The organism is Pseudomonas oleovorans subsp. oleovorans (assembly GCF_002197815.1).
Lineage (GTDB): Bacteria > Pseudomonadota > Gammaproteobacteria > Pseudomonadales > Pseudomonadaceae > Aquipseudomonas > Aquipseudomonas oleovorans.
In genome coordinates this window covers 74,038-89,912 of record NZ_NIUB01000005.1, presented here as the reverse complement: position 1 = coordinate 89,912, position 15,875 = coordinate 74,038, and the positions used below count along the sequence as shown (strand labels likewise).

The following is a 15,875-nucleotide window of genomic DNA, read 5'->3' as shown; positions in this document are numbered from 1 at the left end:
TCCGATTGCCTAAGCTCGCCGAACCGCTAACCTGCTGCGGTCAACCGTTGATCGGTTTGTGATCAGGTGCGGGCCATTTGCCTGTATCTATGGTTTGAGCGAGGAGGGCTGCGTGGCCCGTCAGTACTCGCCAATCAAATAACAACGATAAGAGCGCCGTGAGTCATGGACTGTCGCCTGCTGAACGAGAAGAGTCGGCTGTTCGCCAATGCCGACCCCTATGCGGTATCCGACTACGTCAACCAGCATGTCGGCTCGCATTGCATTCGCCTGCCCAGCAGTGGCCGTCCGGCCGCCAGCCTCAGCCATCGCAGTTTCGCCAGCCTCGACCTGTGTCGCATCAGCTACGGTGGTAGCGTGCGCGTCACCTCGCCAGCGCTGGAGACCATCTACCATCTGCAGGTGTTGCTGCAGGGTCACTGCCTGTGGCGCGGCCACAGCCAGGAGCACTACTTCACCCCCGGCGAACTGCTGCTGATCAACCCGGACGATCCGGTCGACCTGACCTATTCCGACGACTGCGAGAAGTTCATCGTCAAGCTGCCGGCCCAGCTGATCGAGCGCGCCTGCAGCGACAACCACTGGCAGCGTCCGGCCGACGGCGTGCGCTTCGCCTCGCGCCACCAATTGCAGCAGCTCGAAGGCTTCACCAACCTGCTCGGCCTGGTCTGCGACGAGGCCGAGAGCGAGCAGTCGCTGCCCTCGGTGCAGGAGCACTACACGCGGATCATCGCCAGCAAGCTGCTCGGCCTGCTCGGCAACAACGTCAGCCGCGCGGAGCTGGCCGAGAGCAACCCCTCGTTCGAGCGCCTGGTGCAGTTCATCGACGACAACCTCAAGCAGGACATCAGCCTCGAGCAGCTGGCCCAGCTTGCCCATATCAGCCCGCGCTCGCTCTATGGGCTGTTCGACAAGCACCTGGGCACCACGCCCAAGCACTACATCCGCCAGCGCAAGCTGGAGCGGGTGCACGCCTGCCTCAGCGACCCCTCGGCCAAGGTGCGCAATATCACCGAGGTGGCGCTGGATTACGGCTTCCTTCATCTCGGCCGTTTCTCCGAGAGCTACAAGAGCGCCTTCGGCGAGCTGCCCTCCGATACCCTGCGTCGCCGCGAGTCCTGATCGCTCCGCGTGTTTTCGGTGCCCACGGCACACCCTACGAGCGGGTAGCTTGTCCACCGATAAAACACGCGCCGTATCTCTTCCGGTTGGCTACAGGTGGAAAACGCTTCGCGGCTTTCCACCCTACGTTTTCCACCTTCCGAACTTCTGCCGAGGCCACGGCTGACGAGGCTTCTACGACCTTGGTCGCACTCTGCAGAAAACGGATAAAGGTCCTGCACTAACTGGATATTGTCGAACAATCGAGCGGCATAGCCTTGGAACCGTTGAAACAATAACAACGGAGCCATGGCCATGAACCTGGGACTCGACTACCTCAATAGCCTGCTTGAAGAAGACAAGGACAAGGGCATTTTCCGCTGCAAGCGCGAGATGTTCACCGACCCCCGGTTGTTCGACCTGGAGATGCAGCACATCTTCGAGGGCAACTGGCTGTACCTGGCTCACGAGAGCCAGATCCCCAAGGTCAACGACTACTACACCACCCACATGGGGCGCCAGCCGATCTTCATCGCGCGCAACAAGGACGGTGAGCTCAACGCCTTCATCAACGCCTGCAGTCATCGCGGCGCCATGCTGTGCCGCTTCAAGAGCGGCAACAAGGCCAGCTACACCTGCCCCTTCCACGGCTGGACCTTCAACAACAGCGGCAAGCTGCTCAAGGTCAAGGACCCCAAGGAAGCCGGCTACCCGGACAGCTTCAACTGCGACGGCTCGCACGACCTGAAGAAGGTCGCCCGCTTCGAGTCCTACCGCGGCTTCCTGTTCGGCAGCCTGCGCGAGGACGTGGCGCCGCTAGAGGACTTCCTCGGCGAGTCGAAGAAGATCATCGACATGATCTGCGACCAGTCCAGCGAGGGCCTGGAAGTGCTGCGCGGCTCCAGCACCTATGTCTACGAGGGCAACTGGAAACTGCAGGCGGAAAACGGCGCCGACGGCTACCACGTCACCGCCGTGCACTGGAACTACGCCGCCACCCAGCAGCAGCGCAAGCTGAAAGAGGCCGGCGACGACATCCGCGCCATGAGCGCCGGCGGCTGGGGCAAGAAGGGCGGCGGTTTCTACTCCTTCGAGAACGGCCACCTGCTGCTCTGGACCCGTTGGGACAACCCCGAGGATCGCCCGCTGTTCGCCGACCGCGAGCGCCTCGCCGCCGAGTTCGGCGAAGCCCGCGCCGACTGGATGATCGGTCACTCGCGCAACCTCTGCCTGTACCCCAACCTGTACCTGATGGACCAGTTCGGCTCGCAGCTGCGCATCGCCCGCCCGCTGTCGGTGGACAAGACCGAAGTGACCATCTACTGCATCGCGCCCAAGGGCGAGAGCGCCGAGGCCCGTGCCCGGCGCATCCGTCAGTACGAGGACTTCTTCAACGTCTCCGGCATGGCCACCCCCGATGACCTGGAGGAGTTCCGCGCCTGCCAGCAGGGCTTCGCCGGCCGCGCCATGGAGTGGAACGACATGTCCCGCGGCGCCAAGCACTGGATCGACGGCGCCGACGATTCGGCCCGGGAGATCGACCTGCAGCCGCTGCTGTCCGGTGCGCGCACCGAGGACGAGGGCCTGTTCGTGCTGCAGCACCACTACTGGCAGCAGCAGATGATCCAGGCGGTGAAGAAAGAACAGGACCAACTGATCCACGTGGAGGGTGCGTAAATGAGCCTTTCCTATGACGCCGTGCGCGACTTTCTCTACCGCGAGGCGCGCTACCTGGACGACAAGCAATGGGATGAGTGGCTGGAGCTGTACGCCCCGGACGCCGAGTTCTGGATGCCGGCCTGGGACGATGCCGACCAGTTGGTGGAGAACCCGCAGACCGAGATCTCGCTGATCTGGTACGGCAACCGCAGCGGCCTGGAGGACCGGGTGTTCCGCATCCGCACCGAGCGCTCCAGCGCCACCATTCCGGACACCCGCACCTCGCACAACATCAACAACATCGAGATCGTCGAGCAGGGCGAGGGCCTGACCAAGGTGCGCTTCAACTGGCACACCCTGAGCTTTCGCTACAAGACCGTCGATCACTTCTACGGCAGCAGTTTCTACACCTTGGATACCCGCGGCGAGAACCCGCTGATCAAGGCCAAGAAGGTGGTGCTGAAGAACGATTACGTGCGCCAGATCATCGACGTCTACCACATCTGAATCCGCTGCAGCGCTGCCGGCGGGAGCCCTCGGCTCCCGTCGCGGGCTTCTGCACGCCGCCAACCGCATAGCGAGGTGCGCCATGAGCCACAAGATCGCCCTTAATTTCGAAGACGGGGTCACCCGCTTTATCGACGCCAACCTGGGTGAAACGGTGGCCGACGCCGCCTACCGCCAGGGCATCAATATCCCGCTGGACTGCCGCGACGGTGCCTGCGGCGCCTGCAAGTGCTTCGCCGAAGCCGGCCAGTACGACCTCGGCGAGGAATATATCGAGGACGCCCTGAGCGAGGCCGAAGCCGAGCAGGGCTATGTGCTGACCTGCCAGATGCGCGCCGAGAGCGACTGCGTGATCCGCGTGCCGGCGTCGTCGCAGCTGTGCAAGACCCAGCAGGCCAGCTTCGAGGCGGCCATCAGCGCGGTGCGCAAGCTCTCCGACAGCACCATCGCCTTGTCGGTCAAGGGCGAGGCGCTCAGCCAGCTGGCCTTCCTGCCGGGGCAGTACGTCAACCTGCAGGTGCCGGGTAGCGAGCAGAGCCGCGCCTACTCCTTCAGCAGTCTGCCGAAGGACGGTGAGGTCAGCTTCCTGATCCGCAACGTGCCGGGTGGGCTGATGAGCAGCTTCCTGAGCAACCTGGCCAAGGCCGGCGACAGCATCAGCCTGGCCGGCCCGCTGGGCAGCTTCTACCTGCGCGAGATCAAGCGCCCGCTGCTGCTGCTGGCCGGCGGCACCGGCCTGGCGCCCTTCACCGCGATGCTGGAGAAGATCGCCGCCGAAGGCTGCGCGCACCCGCTGCACCTGATCTACGGCGTGACCCACGACCATGACCTGGTCGAGCTGGACAAGCTGGAAGCCTTCGCCGCGCGCATCCCCGGCTTCACCTTCAGCGCCTGCGTGGCCAGCCCGGAGAGCAGCTACCCGCACAAGGGCTACGTCACCCAGCACATCGAACCCAAGCACCTCAACGACGGCGAGGTGGACATCTACCTGTGCGGCCCGCCGCCGATGGTCGAGGCGGTCAGCGCCTACATCCGCGAGCAGGGCATCGCCCCGGCCAATTTCTACTACGAGAAGTTTGCCGCCAGCGCCTGAGGCACGCAGCCCGGTGCTTTTGTAGGAGCGGCCGGGCGGCGTACCGCTTTAGCCGCGAACCAGTGTGCAAGAGCTTCGCGGCTAAAGCCGCTCCTACGAGTTTGGCGATCAGATCGAGAGTCGTAGCCCGGATGAAATCCGGGGTAAGTCCACGAACCAGCCCCGGATTGCATCCGGGCTACGGTCGCACCATTTGATTGAGGTCGACAGATGAACAAGCGTTTCCAAGACAAAGTCGCCGTGGTCACCGGCGCCGCCCAGGGCATCGGCCGCCGCGTCGCCGAGCGGCTGCTGGAGGAGGGCGCGCAGGTGGTGGCGGTGGACCGCTCCGAGCTGGTGTTCGAGCTGGCCGAGCATGAAGGCGTGCTGTGCCTGACTGCCGACCTGGAGCAGGCCGGCGACTGCCAGGGCGTGATGCGCGCGGCGGTCGAGCGCTTCGGCCGCCTCGACGTCCTGATCAACAACGTCGGCGGCACCATCTGGGCCAAGCCGTTCGAGCACTACGAAACGGCGCAGATCGAGGCCGAGGTGCGTCGCTCGCTGTTCCCCACGCTGTGGTGCTGCCACGCCGCGCTGCCGCAGATGCTGGCGCAGGGCAGCGGCGCCATCGTCAACGTCTCCTCCATCGCCACCCGCGGGGTCAACCGTGTGCCCTACGGTGCGGCCAAGGGCGGGGTCAACGCACTGACCGCCTGCCTGGCGTTCGAGACCGCCGAGCGCGGTATCCGCGTCAACGCCACCGCCCCCGGCGGCACCGAGGCGCCGCCGCGGCGCATCCCGCGCAACGCCGCCGAGCCGAGCGAGCAGGAGCAGGCCTGGTACCAGCAGATCGTCACGCAGACCGTCGAGAGCAGCCTGATGAAACGCTACGGCAGCATCGACGAGCAGGTCGGCGCGATCCTCTTTCTCGCCTCCGACGAGGCCTCCTACATCACCGGCGTGACCCTGCCGGTGGGCGGAGGGGATCTGGGCTGACGCATCACCTGTAGGAGCCCGCTTGCGGGCGATCCATCAAGAGCATCGCCCGCAAGCGGGCTCCTACAAACACCAACCGAACCGTTCACAACAAAAACAAAACCGAGAACCGATGCCATGCGACAGATAGACGTTCACCCCGTTATCGACAACGCACGCTTTTCCCGCTTCCACTGGATGGTCATGGCGCTCTGCGCGCTGCTGCTGATCTTCGACGGCTACGACCTGTTCATCTTCGGCGTGGTGCTGCCGTCGATCATGCAGGAGTGGGGCCTGACCCCGTTGGAAGCCGGCGCCCTGGGCAGCTACGCGCTGTTCGGCATGATGTTCGGCGCCCTCGGCTTCGGCACCCTGGCCGACCGGATCGGGCGCAAGAAGGGCATCGCCATCTGCTTCGTGCTGTTCTCCACGGCGACCATCCTCAATGGCTTTGCCAGCAACCCCACCGAGTTCGGCATCTTCCGCTTTATCGCCGGCTTAGGCTGTGGCGGGCTGATGCCCAACGCCGTGGCGCTGATGAACGAGTACGCGCCCAAGCGCCTGCGCAGCACCCTGGTGGCGGTGATGTTCAGCGGTTACTCGCTGGGCGGCATGCTCGCCGCCGGCGTGGGCATCTACATGCTGCCGCGCTTCGGCTGGGAGTCGATGTTCTTCGCCGCCGCCGTGCCGCTGCTGCTGTTGCCGCTGATCCTGTGGAAGCTGCCGGAGTCGGTGGGTTTCCTGGTGCGCCAGGGTCGCCATGAGCAGGCCCGCGCGGTGCTGGCCAAGGTCGAGCCGGGCCTGGCCCTCGACGCCGCCGACCAGTTGCTGATGAGCGATGCCAAGGGCCAGGGCGTCGGCGTCTTCGAGCTGTTCCGTGACGGCCGCGCGCTGCGCACCCTGTGCCTGTGGCTGGCGTTCTTCTGCTGCCTGCTGATGGTCTACGCGCTGAGCTCCTGGCTGCCGAAACTGATGGCCAACGCCGGCTACAGCCTGGGTTCGAGCCTGTCGTTTCTGCTGGCGCTGAACTTCGGCGGTATGGCCGGGGCGATTCTCGGCGGCTGGCTGGGCGACCGTTTCAACCTGGGCAAGGTGATGGTGGCCTTCTTCGTCGCCGCCGCCGCCTCGATCAGCCTGCTCGGCTTCAACAGCCCGACGCCGGTGCTCTACGGCCTGATCTTCATCGCGGGCGCCACCACCATCGGCACGCAGATCCTGCTGTACGCCGGCGCCGCGCAGTTCTACGGCCTGTCGATCCGCTCCACCGGTCTCGGCTGGGCCTCGGGCATCGGCCGCAACGGCGCCATCGTCGGGCCGCTGCTCGGTGGTGCGCTGATGGCGATCAACCTGCCGCTGCAACTGAACTTCATCGCCTTCGCCGTGCCCGGCGCCATCGCCGCCCTGGCCATGGCGGTGTTCACCCTCAGCGGCCAGCGGCGCCAGGCGGCGTCCGCGGCGATGGCGGCGGCCAAGGCCTGAGCCTTTTAACCCTCGATCCCTCTCCCGCAAGGAGAGGGGCGACTGACTGGAAGAGTGAAATGAGCCACGTCCTGATCGAAAGCCTGACGGCGACCATCGTCGACCTGCCGACCATCCGCCCGCACAAGCTGGCCATGCACACCATGCAGAACCAGACGCTGGTGATCATCCGCCTGCGCTGCAGCGACGGCGTCGAAGGCATCGGCGAAGCCACCACCATCGGTGGCCTGGCCTACGGCAACGAGAGCCCGGAGAGCATCAAGCAGAACATCGACAGCCACCTGGCGCCGGCGCTGCGCGGTCAGGACGCGGCCAACGTCAACGCCTGCATGCAGCGCCTGGACAAGCTGGCCAAGGGCAACACCTTCGCCAAGTCGGGCATCGAGAGCGCGCTGCTCGACGCCCAGGGCAAGCGCCTGGGCCTGGCGGTCAGCGAGCTGCTCGGCGGCCGCGTGCGCGACAGCCTGGAGGTGGCCTGGACCTTGGCCTCAGGCGACACCGCCCGCGATATCGACGAGGCGCAGCAGATGCTCGCCATCCGCCGCCACCGCATCTTCAAGCTGAAGATCGGCGCCGGCGAACTGCAGCGCGACCTCAACCACGTCATCGCCATCAAGCAGGCGCTCGGCGACTGCGCCAGCGTGCGGGTCGACGTCAACCAGGGCTGGGACGAGTCCCAGGCCATCCGTGCCTGCCGGGTGCTGGGCGACAACGGCATCGACCTGATCGAGCAGCCGATCGCACGCATCAACCGCGCCGGCCAGGTGCGCCTCAACCAGCGCAGCCCGGCGCCGATCATGGCCGACGAATCCATCGAGAGCGTCGAGGACGCCTTCAGCCTGGCCGCCGACGGCGCCGCCAGCGTGTTCGCCCTGAAGATCGCCAAGAACGGCGGCCCGCGCGCCGTGCTGCGCACTGCGGCCATCGCCGAAGCGGCCGGTATCGCCCTGTACGGCGGCACCATGCTCGAAGGCGCCATCGGCACCCTGGCCTCGGCCCACGCCTTCGTCACCCTCAAGCAGCTGACCTGGGGCACCGAGCTGTTCGGCCCGCTGCTGCTGACCGAGGAAATCGTCAGCGAGCCGCCGGTCTACCGCGATTTCGCCCTGCAGGTGCCGCGTACCCCCGGCCTCGGCCTGACCCTGGACGAAGAGCGCCTGGCGTTCTTCGCTCGCAAGTGAAACGGAGGAAATCCTGATGCTGTTCCAGGTAAAGATGACCGTAAGGCTGCCGGCCGACATGGACCCGGCACGCGCCGCGCAGATCAAGGCCGAGGAGAAGGAACTGGCCCAGCGCCTGATGCGCGAGGGCACCTGGCGCCACCTGTGGCGCATCGCCGGGCACTACGCCAACTACAGCGTATTCGACGTGGCCAGCGTCGAGGCGCTGCACGACACCCTGCTGCAACTGCCGCTGTTCCCCTACATGGACATCGAGGTCACGCCGCTGTGCCGGCATCCCTCGTCGATCCATGCCGACGACCGCTGATTTCCCAGAACAACAACGAGGTACGCCACCATGACCGTGAAAATCTCCCACACCCAAGACGTGCAGAACCTGTTCCGCGAGGCCTGCGGCCTCAACAACGAGCAGGGCAGCCCGCGCCTCAAGCAGCTGATGCTGCGCATCGTCGGCGACGCGGCGAAGATCATCGAAGACCTGCAAGTGACCGACGACGAATTCTGGCAGGCGGTGGACTACCTCAACCGCCTCGGCGCGCGCAGCGAGTTCGGCCTGCTGGTGCCGGGCCTGGGCCTGGAACACTTCCTCGACCTGCTGCAGGACGCCAAGGACGCCGAGGCCGGCCTCAGCGGCGGCACCCCGCGCACCATCGAAGGCCCGCTGTATGTGGCCGGCGCCCCCCTGGCCGAGGGCCAGGTGCGGATGGACGACGGCAGCGAAGACGGCGTGGCCACGGTGATGTTCCTCGAAGGCGTGGTGCGTGACACCCAGGGCAAACCGGTGGCCGGTGCCGTGGTCGACCTGTGGCACGCCAACACCAAGGGCAACTACTCCTACTTCGACCAGAGCCAGAGCGACTACAACCTGCGCCGGCGCATCGTCACCGACGCCGAGGGCCGCTACCGCGCACGCAGCATCGTGCCCAGCGGCTACGGCTGCGACCCGCAGGGTCCGACCCAGGAATGCCTCGATCTGCTCGGCCGCCACGGCCAGCGTCCGGCGCATATCCACTTCTTCATCTCCGCGCCGGGCCATCGCCACCTGACCACCCAGATCAACCTGGCCGGCGACCAGTACCTGTGGGACGACTTTGCCTACGCCACCCGCGAGGGTCTGGTCGGCGATATCCAGTTCGTCGAGGACGAAGCCGCCGCTCGTGATCGCGGCATCCAGGGCCCGCGCTTCGCCGAGCTGACGTTCGACTTCCAACTGCAGAAGGCCCCGCAGGCCAAGGCCGAACGCCGCAACGCACGGCCGCGCGCCCTGCAGGGCGTCTGAGCCCCCGAGCCCTCGCCCGCTCGCGGGTGAGGGCGGCACCCAGGGCCGTGCGGCACGGCCCCCGGGCGTAAACAACAAGAGCGTTTCCCAAGAAGCGCCAGCCTGACCTTGCGAGGGACCATGAAAGCCCTGCTCAAAGACTTCAGCCTGCCCGCCCTGGTGGCCGGGCTGCTCGCCACCACCATCTCCTGCGCCGGGCCGCTGGTGCTGATCTTCCATGCCGCGGAAAGCGCCGGCCTGTCGCAGGCGCTGCTGTCGTCCTGGGTCTGGGCGATTTCCATCGGCAGTGGCGCGCTGGGCCTGCTGCTCAGCCTGCGCTACCGCACGCCGGTGGTGATCGCCTGGTCGATCCCCGGCAGCGCGCTGCTGGTCGGCGCCCTGCCGGAACTGGGCCTGAACCAGGCGATCGGCGCCTACCTGGTGGCCAACCTGATCCTGTTGCTGATCGCCCTCAGCGGTAGCTTCGATCGGCTGATCGCCAAACTGCCCGGCTCCATCGCCGCCGGTTTGCAGGCCGGCATCCTGTTCGCCTTCGGCATCGAGGTGTTCAAGGCGCTGCCCGAACAGCCGCTGCTGATCGTCAGCATGTTCGTCACCTATCTGCTGCTACGGCGCATGGCACCGCGCTATGCGGTGGCCGGCGTATTGCTCGTGGGCGCGGGGCTGACCCTGCTCGGCGGCCAGCTGCGCAGCGAGGCGCTGGTGCTGCAGCTGGCCACGCCGCAGTGGATCGCCCCCGAGTTCAGCCTCGCCGCCACCCTCAACCTGGCGCTGCCGCTGGTGCTGGTGGCGCTGACCGGGCAATTCATGCCGGGCATGGCGGTGCTGCGTGGCGCCGGTTACCAAACCCCGGCCAGCCCGCTGATCGGCGCCAGCGCCATCGGCGGCGCGCTGCTGGCGCCGTTCGGCTGCCACGGCCTGAACCTGGCGGCGGTCACCGCCAGCCTCTGTACCGGTCGCGAGGCCCATGAAGACCCCAAACGGCGCTATGTGGCCGCGGTGGTCGGCAGCCTGGCCTACCTGCTGCTGGGCATCGCCGGCGCCACCCTGGTGTCGCTGTTCGCCGCCTTTCCCGCGGCGCTGATCGCCGCCCTGGCCGGGCTGGCGCTGTACGGCGCGTTCAGCGAGGCGCTGGCGCGCAGCCTGAGCGAGCCCAAGGAGCGCGACGCCGGGCTGTTCACCTTCCTGGTGACGGCCTCCGGGGTGAGTTTCCTCGGCCTGTCGGCGGCCTTCTGGGGCCTGCTGTTCGGCCTCGCCGCGCACCTGCTGCTGCGCCTGCGCAAGCCGGCCGCCATTGCCAGTCCCGCCGGCGAGCCGGCCAGGGAATAACCCCCAATCCATTCCCCCGAACCGGCAACCCCTGGGCTGCCGGGCGGGTTTCTGCAACCTCGATAACAACAAGAGCACGCTACCGATGAAACACAGCCCACGCCTTTGCCTGCTGTCCACCGCCATTGCCGCCTGCCTGCCGAGCCTGAGCCAGGCCGGCGAGGGCGGGTTTATCGACGACGCCAGCGCCACGCTCACGGCGCGCAACTACTACTTCAGCCGCGACTTTTCCGACATAGTCGGGCCGAACCGGCAGTCCAAGGCCGAGGAGTGGGCGCAGGGTTTCATCCTCAACGTCAAATCCGGCTACACCCCGGGGCCGGTGGGTTTCGGCGTCGACGCCATCGGCCTGCTCGGCCTCAAGCTCGACAGCAGCCCGGATCGGGTCAACACCGGCCTGTTGCCGACCCGCGAGAGCGGCAAGGCCGCCGACGACTACAGCCGTCTGGGCCTGGCGGCGAAGCTGCGCCTGTCCAAGACCGAGCTGAAAGTCGGCGAGCTGCAGCCCAACCTGCCGGTGCTGACCTACTCGGACATCCGCCTGCTGCCGCCCAGCTACCAGGGCGTGAGCCTGGTTTCCAACGAGCTGGCCGGGCTGACCCTGCAGGCCGGCCACCTCAATTCCACCAGCCTGCGCAACGAGGCCGGCGACGACCAGATGCTGGCCATGCTCGGCCACCTGCCGCAGCGCGCAGCGAGCAGCGACGCCTTCAACTACGCCGGCGGCGACTACGCCTTCAATGCCGGGCGCACCTCGCTCGGCGCCTGGTACGCGCAGCTGGAGGATATCTACCAGCAGCGCTTCCTCGGCCTCAAGCACAGCGAGCCGCTGGGCGCCTGGACCCTCGGCGCCAACCTCGGTTTCTACGACTCGGCCGACGACGGCAAGCAGTTGCTCGGTGAGATCGACAACCAAGCGCTGTTTGCCCTGCTGTCGGCCAAGCACGGCGGCCACACCTTCTATGTCGGCTACCAGGCGATGTTCGGCGATGACGCCTTCCCGCGCGTATTTGCCAACGTCAGCCCGCTGGGCAACGAGGTGCCGACTTTCGAGTTCGCCTCGGCCGACGAGCGCTCCTGGCAGGCGCGTTACGACTACGACTTCGCCGCCATGGGCGTGCCCGGGTTGGTGGCCGGGGTGCGCTATATCCGCGGCGACAACGTCGACGCCCAGGCCACCAACCGCGGCGGTGCGCGCTACGAGGGCAAGGATTGGGAGCGCGACCTGGACATCGGCTACACCCTGCAGAGCGGCGCGCTCAAGGGCCTCGGCGTGCGCGTGCGCAACGTCACCGCGCGCTCCAACTACCGCAGCGATATCGACGAGAACCGGCTGATTTTCAGCTACACCTGGAACCTCCTCTAAACCCGTCCCCAGGCGCCCGCCCAGGGCGCCTGGCACCTGCCGGAGAACCCTTATGATCGCAACGCTACTCGCCCTGCTCGCCGCCGGCTGCGCCGCCGTGCTCCTGGCGCTGGCCGGCGAACCGCTGGCCCAAGGTCTGGCGGCCCTGGCGCTGCTCGCCGGTCTCGGCGCCGCCTGGCGGCGCAGGCCCACCCCGGCGGCCAGCCCGGAGCCCTGCATGGCGCCGTTGGCCGAGCCCGAACCGGCGCTCGCGCCGCCGCCGTTGCCTGTCGTGCTGCCGGAACCACGGCTCGATCTGGCGCCGCTGCTGGCGCGCCTGGCCGAGCTGGAACAGGCCATCGCCGCCAGCCGCGACGACATGCAGTACGCCGATCAACTGGCGCGCGGCGCCGGCGACAAGGTGCAGGGCAGCGCCGAGAGCATCCGCGCCGCCACCGCCACCATCGAGCGCCTGGCCGGGCATATGGCGCCGGTGACCCGGGTGTTCGACGACCTCGGCGAGCAGACCGAGCGCATCGGCAGCATCGTCGGCAGCATCCAGGACATCGCCAAGCAGACCAACCTGCTGGCGCTCAATGCCGCCATCGAGGCGGCGCGCGCCGGCGAGCAGGGCCGCGGTTTCGCCGTGGTGGCCGATGAGGTGCGCCACCTGGCGCAACGCGCCAACGCCGCCAGCGAACAGATCCGCCAGATCGTCGGCAGCCTGCAGCAGGCCGCCGAAGGCGCGCGCAGCGGCCTGCGCCGGGTCGAGGAGGACAGCCGCGCCGGCCTCGGGCAATCGGCCGACGCCCTGCAGGCCATGGCCGAGATGCGCGAGGGCGCCAGCGCACGGCTGGCCATCGTGCAGCGCATCGTCGCACGCCTGGCCGCGCAGCAGGCGCTGGCCCTGGGCATGCGCGCGCAGCTGGAGAACGACCCCTGATCAGGAATGGTTCGATAATCGCACCATAAGGCGATTATCGGATTGTTCCGCTGCATGGCGCGCCCTAATCTGAACTCACCGTCACCCTGCCCGGTGGCACCTGCAACCCAAGCGAGAACAACACGATGGCCGACATCATCACCCTGGGCGAAGCCATTTCGCGCCACGTCAACGACGGCGACTGCGTCGCCCTCGAAGGCTTCACCCATTTGATCCCCACTGCCGCCTCCCACGAGCTGATCCGCCAGGGCAAGAAAGACCTGCACCTGGTACGCATGACCCCGGACCTGGTCTACGACCTGCTGATCGGCGCCGGCTGCGGGCGCAAGCTGACCTTCTCCTGGGGCGGCAACCCCGGCGTCGGCTCGCTGCACCGCCTGCGCGACGCGGTCGAGAAGAAGTGGCCGAACGCCCTGGAGATCGACGAGCACAGCCACGCCGACCTGGCCAACTCCTACGTCGCCGGCGCCTCGGGCCTGCCGTTCGCCCTGCTGCGCGCCTATGCCGGCTCGGACCTGCCCAAGGTCAACCCGAACATCAAGTTCATCGATTGCCCCTTCACCGGCGAGAAGCTGGCCGCCACCCCGGCGGTGCGCCCGGACGTCACCGTGATCCACGCGCAGAAGGCCGACCGCAAGGGCAACGTGCTGCTGTGGGGCATCCTCGGCGTGCAGAAGGAAGCGGCCCTGGCGGCCAAGCGCTGCATCGTCACGGTCGAGGAGATCGTCGACGACCTCAAGGCGCCGATGAACGCCTGCGTGCTGCCGAGCTGGGCGCTGACCGCCGTCTGCCACGTGCCCGGCGGCGCCCACCCGTCCTACGCCCACGGCTACTACGAGCGCGACAACCGCTTCTACCAGGCCTGGGACCCGATTGCCCGCGACCGCGAAACCTTTACCGCCTGGATCGATACCTATATCCGCGGCACTGCCGATTTCGCCGAGTTCCAAGCCAAGATTGCGGAGGCCAAGTGATGAGCGACTACAGCACTAATGAAATGATGACCGTGGCGGCCGCCCGCCGCCTGAAGAACGGCGCGGTCTGCTTCGTCGGCATCGGCCTGCCGTCCAAGGCCGCCAACCTGGCGCGCCTGACCTCCTCGCCGGACGTGGTGCTGATCTACGAATCCGGCCCGATCGGCGCCAAGCCCAGCGTGCTGCCGCTGTCGATCGGTGACGGCGAGCTGGCCGAAACCGCCGACACCGTGGTGCCCACCGGCGAGATCTTTCGCTACTGGCTGCAGGGTGGGCGCATCGACGTCGGTTTTCTCGGCGCGGCCCAGGTCGACAAGTTCGGCAATATCAACACCACGGTGATCGGCGACTACCACAACCCGAAGGTGCGCCTGCCCGGCGCCGGCGGCGCGCCGGAGATCGCCGGCAGCGCCAAGGAAGTGCTGATCATCCTCAAGCAGTCGCACCGCACCTTCGTCGACAAGCTGGCCTTTATCACCTCGGTCGGTTTCGGTGAGGGCGGTGATCATCGTCAGCAGCTCGGCCTGCCCGGCAAGGGCCCGGTCGGCATCATCACCGACCTGTGCATCATGGAGCCGGAAGCCGGCAGCAACGAATTCGTGGTCACCTCGCTGCACCCGGGCGTGACCCGCGAGCAGGTGATCGAGAACACCGGCTGGGCCATCCGCTTCGCCGACAATCTGGCCGTGACCGAGGCGCCGAACGACACCGAGCTGGAAGCGCTGCGCGCCCTGGAAGCGCGCACCGCCGCCGCCCATGGCCAGGCCGGGGGTGAGGAATGAGCCGCGACGTATTCATCTGCGACGCCGTGCGCACGCCGATTGGTCGCCTCAATGGCGCGCTGTCGGCGGTGCGCGCCGACGACTTGGCGGCGATTCCGCTCAAGGCGCTCATCGAGCGCAACCCGCAGGTCGACTGGTCGGCAGTCGATGAAGTGTTCATGGGCTGCGCCAACCAGTCCGGCGAGGACAACCGCAACGTGGCGCGCATGGCGCTGCTGCTCGCCGGCCTGCCGGAAACGGTGCCGGGGGTGACCCTCAACCGCCTGTGCGCCTCGGGCATGGAGGCGGTCGGTGCTGCCTTCCGCGCCATCGCCTCGGGCGAGATGGAGCTGGCCATCGCGGCTGGCGTCGAGTCCATGACTCGCGCGCCTTACGTGATGGGCAAGGCCGACAGCGCCTTTGGCCGCGGCCAGAAACTGGAAGACACCACCCTGGGCTGGCGCTTCGTCAACCCGCTGATGAAAGCGCAGTACGGCGTCGACCCGATGCCGGTCACCGGTGACAACGTCGCCGAGGACTACGGCGTCAGCCGCGCGGACCAGGATGCCTTCGGCCTGCGCAGCCAGCAGCGTGCGGCGGCGGCTCAGGAGAGTGGTTACTACGCCGAGGAAATCGTCCCGGTGGTGATCAAGACCAAGACGGGCGAGATCGTCGTCGACCGTGACGAGCACCCGCGTGCCGACACCACCGCCGAAGGACTGGCCAAGCTCAAGCCGGTCAACGGCGAAGGCAAGACCGTCACCGCCGGCAACGCCTCAGGCCTTAACGATGGCGCCTCGGCGATGATCCTGGCGTCCGCCGAAGCGGTGCAGAAGTACGGCCTCAAACCGCGCGCCAAGGTGCTGGGCATGGCCAGCGGCGGCGTGGCGCCACGCATCATGGGCGTCGGCCCGGTGCCGGCGGTGCGCAAGCTGTTGGCGCGGCTGAACCTGAGCATCGAGCAGTTCGACGTGATCGAGCTGAACGAAGCTTTCGCCGCCCAGGGCCTGGCCGTCACCCGCGACCTCGGTTTGCCGGACGACAGCGCCAAGGTCAACCCGAACGGCGGCGCCATCGCCCTCGGCCACCCGCTGGGGATGAGTGGCAACCGCCTGGTGCTCACCGCCGTGCACCACCTGGAGAAGACCGGCGGTAAGCTTGGTCTGGCGACCATGTGCGTAGGCGTCGGCCAGGGCCTGGCGTTGGCCATCGAGCGGGTGTGACGCTCTGAACCTTGTGGGCGGCGCTTCAGCGGCGACGCTTTTCATCC

15 protein-coding genes are annotated in these 15,875 nt (G+C 67.3%); all 15 read left to right on the top strand.

The window, feature by feature from the left end; translation table 11 throughout:
* Nucleotides 1-165: 165 nt before the first annotated feature.
* Nucleotides 166-1,122 carry an AraC family transcriptional regulator gene (locus PSOLE_RS04245; RefSeq protein ID WP_074858171.1) on the top strand — a complete coding sequence of 319 codons (957 nt, stop codon included), beginning with the start codon at nucleotides 166-168 and terminating at the stop codon, nucleotides 1,120-1,122.
* 294 nt (nucleotides 1,123-1,416) lie between these two features.
* On the top strand, nucleotides 1,417-2,778 hold the full coding sequence (benA, locus tag PSOLE_RS04240; protein ID WP_074858174.1) for a benzoate 1,2-dioxygenase large subunit: 1,362 nt from the start codon (nucleotides 1,417-1,419) through the stop codon (nucleotides 2,776-2,778).
* Complete coding sequence (gene benB / locus PSOLE_RS04235) at nucleotides 2,779-3,267, top strand: benzoate 1,2-dioxygenase small subunit (protein WP_074858177.1); 489 nt, start codon at nucleotides 2,779-2,781, stop codon at nucleotides 3,265-3,267.
* 82 nt (nucleotides 3,268-3,349) lie between these two features.
* On the top strand, nucleotides 3,350-4,360 hold the full coding sequence (gene benC / locus PSOLE_RS04230) for a benzoate 1,2-dioxygenase electron transfer component BenC (protein WP_074858180.1): 1,011 nt from the start codon (nucleotides 3,350-3,352) through the stop codon (nucleotides 4,358-4,360).
* Between the two features lie 210 nt (nucleotides 4,361-4,570).
* Nucleotides 4,571-5,335, top strand: a complete 765-nt coding sequence (locus tag PSOLE_RS04225; protein ID WP_074857016.1) for a 1,6-dihydroxycyclohexa-2,4-diene-1-carboxylate dehydrogenase — start codon at nucleotides 4,571-4,573, stop codon at nucleotides 5,333-5,335.
* A gap of 117 nt (nucleotides 5,336-5,452) precedes the next feature.
* Nucleotides 5,453-6,793, top strand: a complete 1,341-nt coding sequence (locus PSOLE_RS04220; RefSeq protein WP_074857013.1) for an MFS transporter — start codon at nucleotides 5,453-5,455, stop codon at nucleotides 6,791-6,793.
* Between the two features lie 59 nt (nucleotides 6,794-6,852).
* On the top strand, nucleotides 6,853-7,974 hold the full coding sequence (locus tag PSOLE_RS04215) for a muconate cycloisomerase family protein (RefSeq protein WP_074857011.1): 1,122 nt from the start codon (nucleotides 6,853-6,855) through the stop codon (nucleotides 7,972-7,974).
* A 16-nt stretch (nucleotides 7,975-7,990) separates the two neighbouring features.
* Nucleotides 7,991-8,281, top strand: a complete 291-nt coding sequence (gene catC / locus PSOLE_RS04210) for a muconolactone Delta-isomerase (RefSeq protein ID WP_074857008.1) — start codon at nucleotides 7,991-7,993, stop codon at nucleotides 8,279-8,281.
* A 30-nt stretch (nucleotides 8,282-8,311) separates the two neighbouring features.
* Nucleotides 8,312-9,253: a catechol 1,2-dioxygenase gene (gene catA, locus PSOLE_RS04205; RefSeq protein WP_074857005.1), complete on the top strand. Its 942-nt coding sequence runs from the start codon at nucleotides 8,312-8,314 to the stop codon at nucleotides 9,251-9,253.
* A gap of 120 nt (nucleotides 9,254-9,373) precedes the next feature.
* Nucleotides 9,374-10,582, top strand: a complete 1,209-nt coding sequence (locus tag PSOLE_RS04200; protein WP_074857002.1) for a benzoate/H(+) symporter BenE family transporter — start codon at nucleotides 9,374-9,376, stop codon at nucleotides 10,580-10,582.
* A gap of 85 nt (nucleotides 10,583-10,667) precedes the next feature.
* Nucleotides 10,668-11,948 carry an OprD family porin gene (locus tag PSOLE_RS04195; RefSeq protein ID WP_074856997.1) on the top strand — a complete coding sequence of 427 codons (1,281 nt, stop codon included), beginning with the start codon at nucleotides 10,668-10,670 and terminating at the stop codon, nucleotides 11,946-11,948.
* Nucleotides 11,949-12,000: 52 nt separating this feature from the next.
* Nucleotides 12,001-12,870, top strand: coding sequence for a methyl-accepting chemotaxis protein (locus tag PSOLE_RS24905; RefSeq protein WP_074856994.1), 870 nt, complete (start codon nucleotides 12,001-12,003; stop codon nucleotides 12,868-12,870).
* 125 nt (nucleotides 12,871-12,995) lie between these two features.
* Nucleotides 12,996-13,844, top strand: coding sequence for a CoA transferase subunit A (locus PSOLE_RS04185; RefSeq protein ID WP_074856988.1), 849 nt, complete (start codon nucleotides 12,996-12,998; stop codon nucleotides 13,842-13,844).
* Nucleotides 13,844-14,626: a CoA-transferase subunit beta gene (locus PSOLE_RS04180; protein WP_045736180.1), complete on the top strand. Its 783-nt coding sequence runs from the start codon at nucleotides 13,844-13,846 to the stop codon at nucleotides 14,624-14,626. Before PSOLE_RS04185 ends, PSOLE_RS04180 begins: the two co-directional genes overlap by 1 nt.
* Complete coding sequence (gene pcaF, locus PSOLE_RS04175) at nucleotides 14,623-15,828, top strand: 3-oxoadipyl-CoA thiolase (RefSeq protein WP_074856985.1); 1,206 nt, start codon at nucleotides 14,623-14,625, stop codon at nucleotides 15,826-15,828. Before PSOLE_RS04180 ends, pcaF begins: the two co-directional genes overlap by 4 nt.
* Nucleotides 15,829-15,875 lie beyond the last annotated feature (47 nt).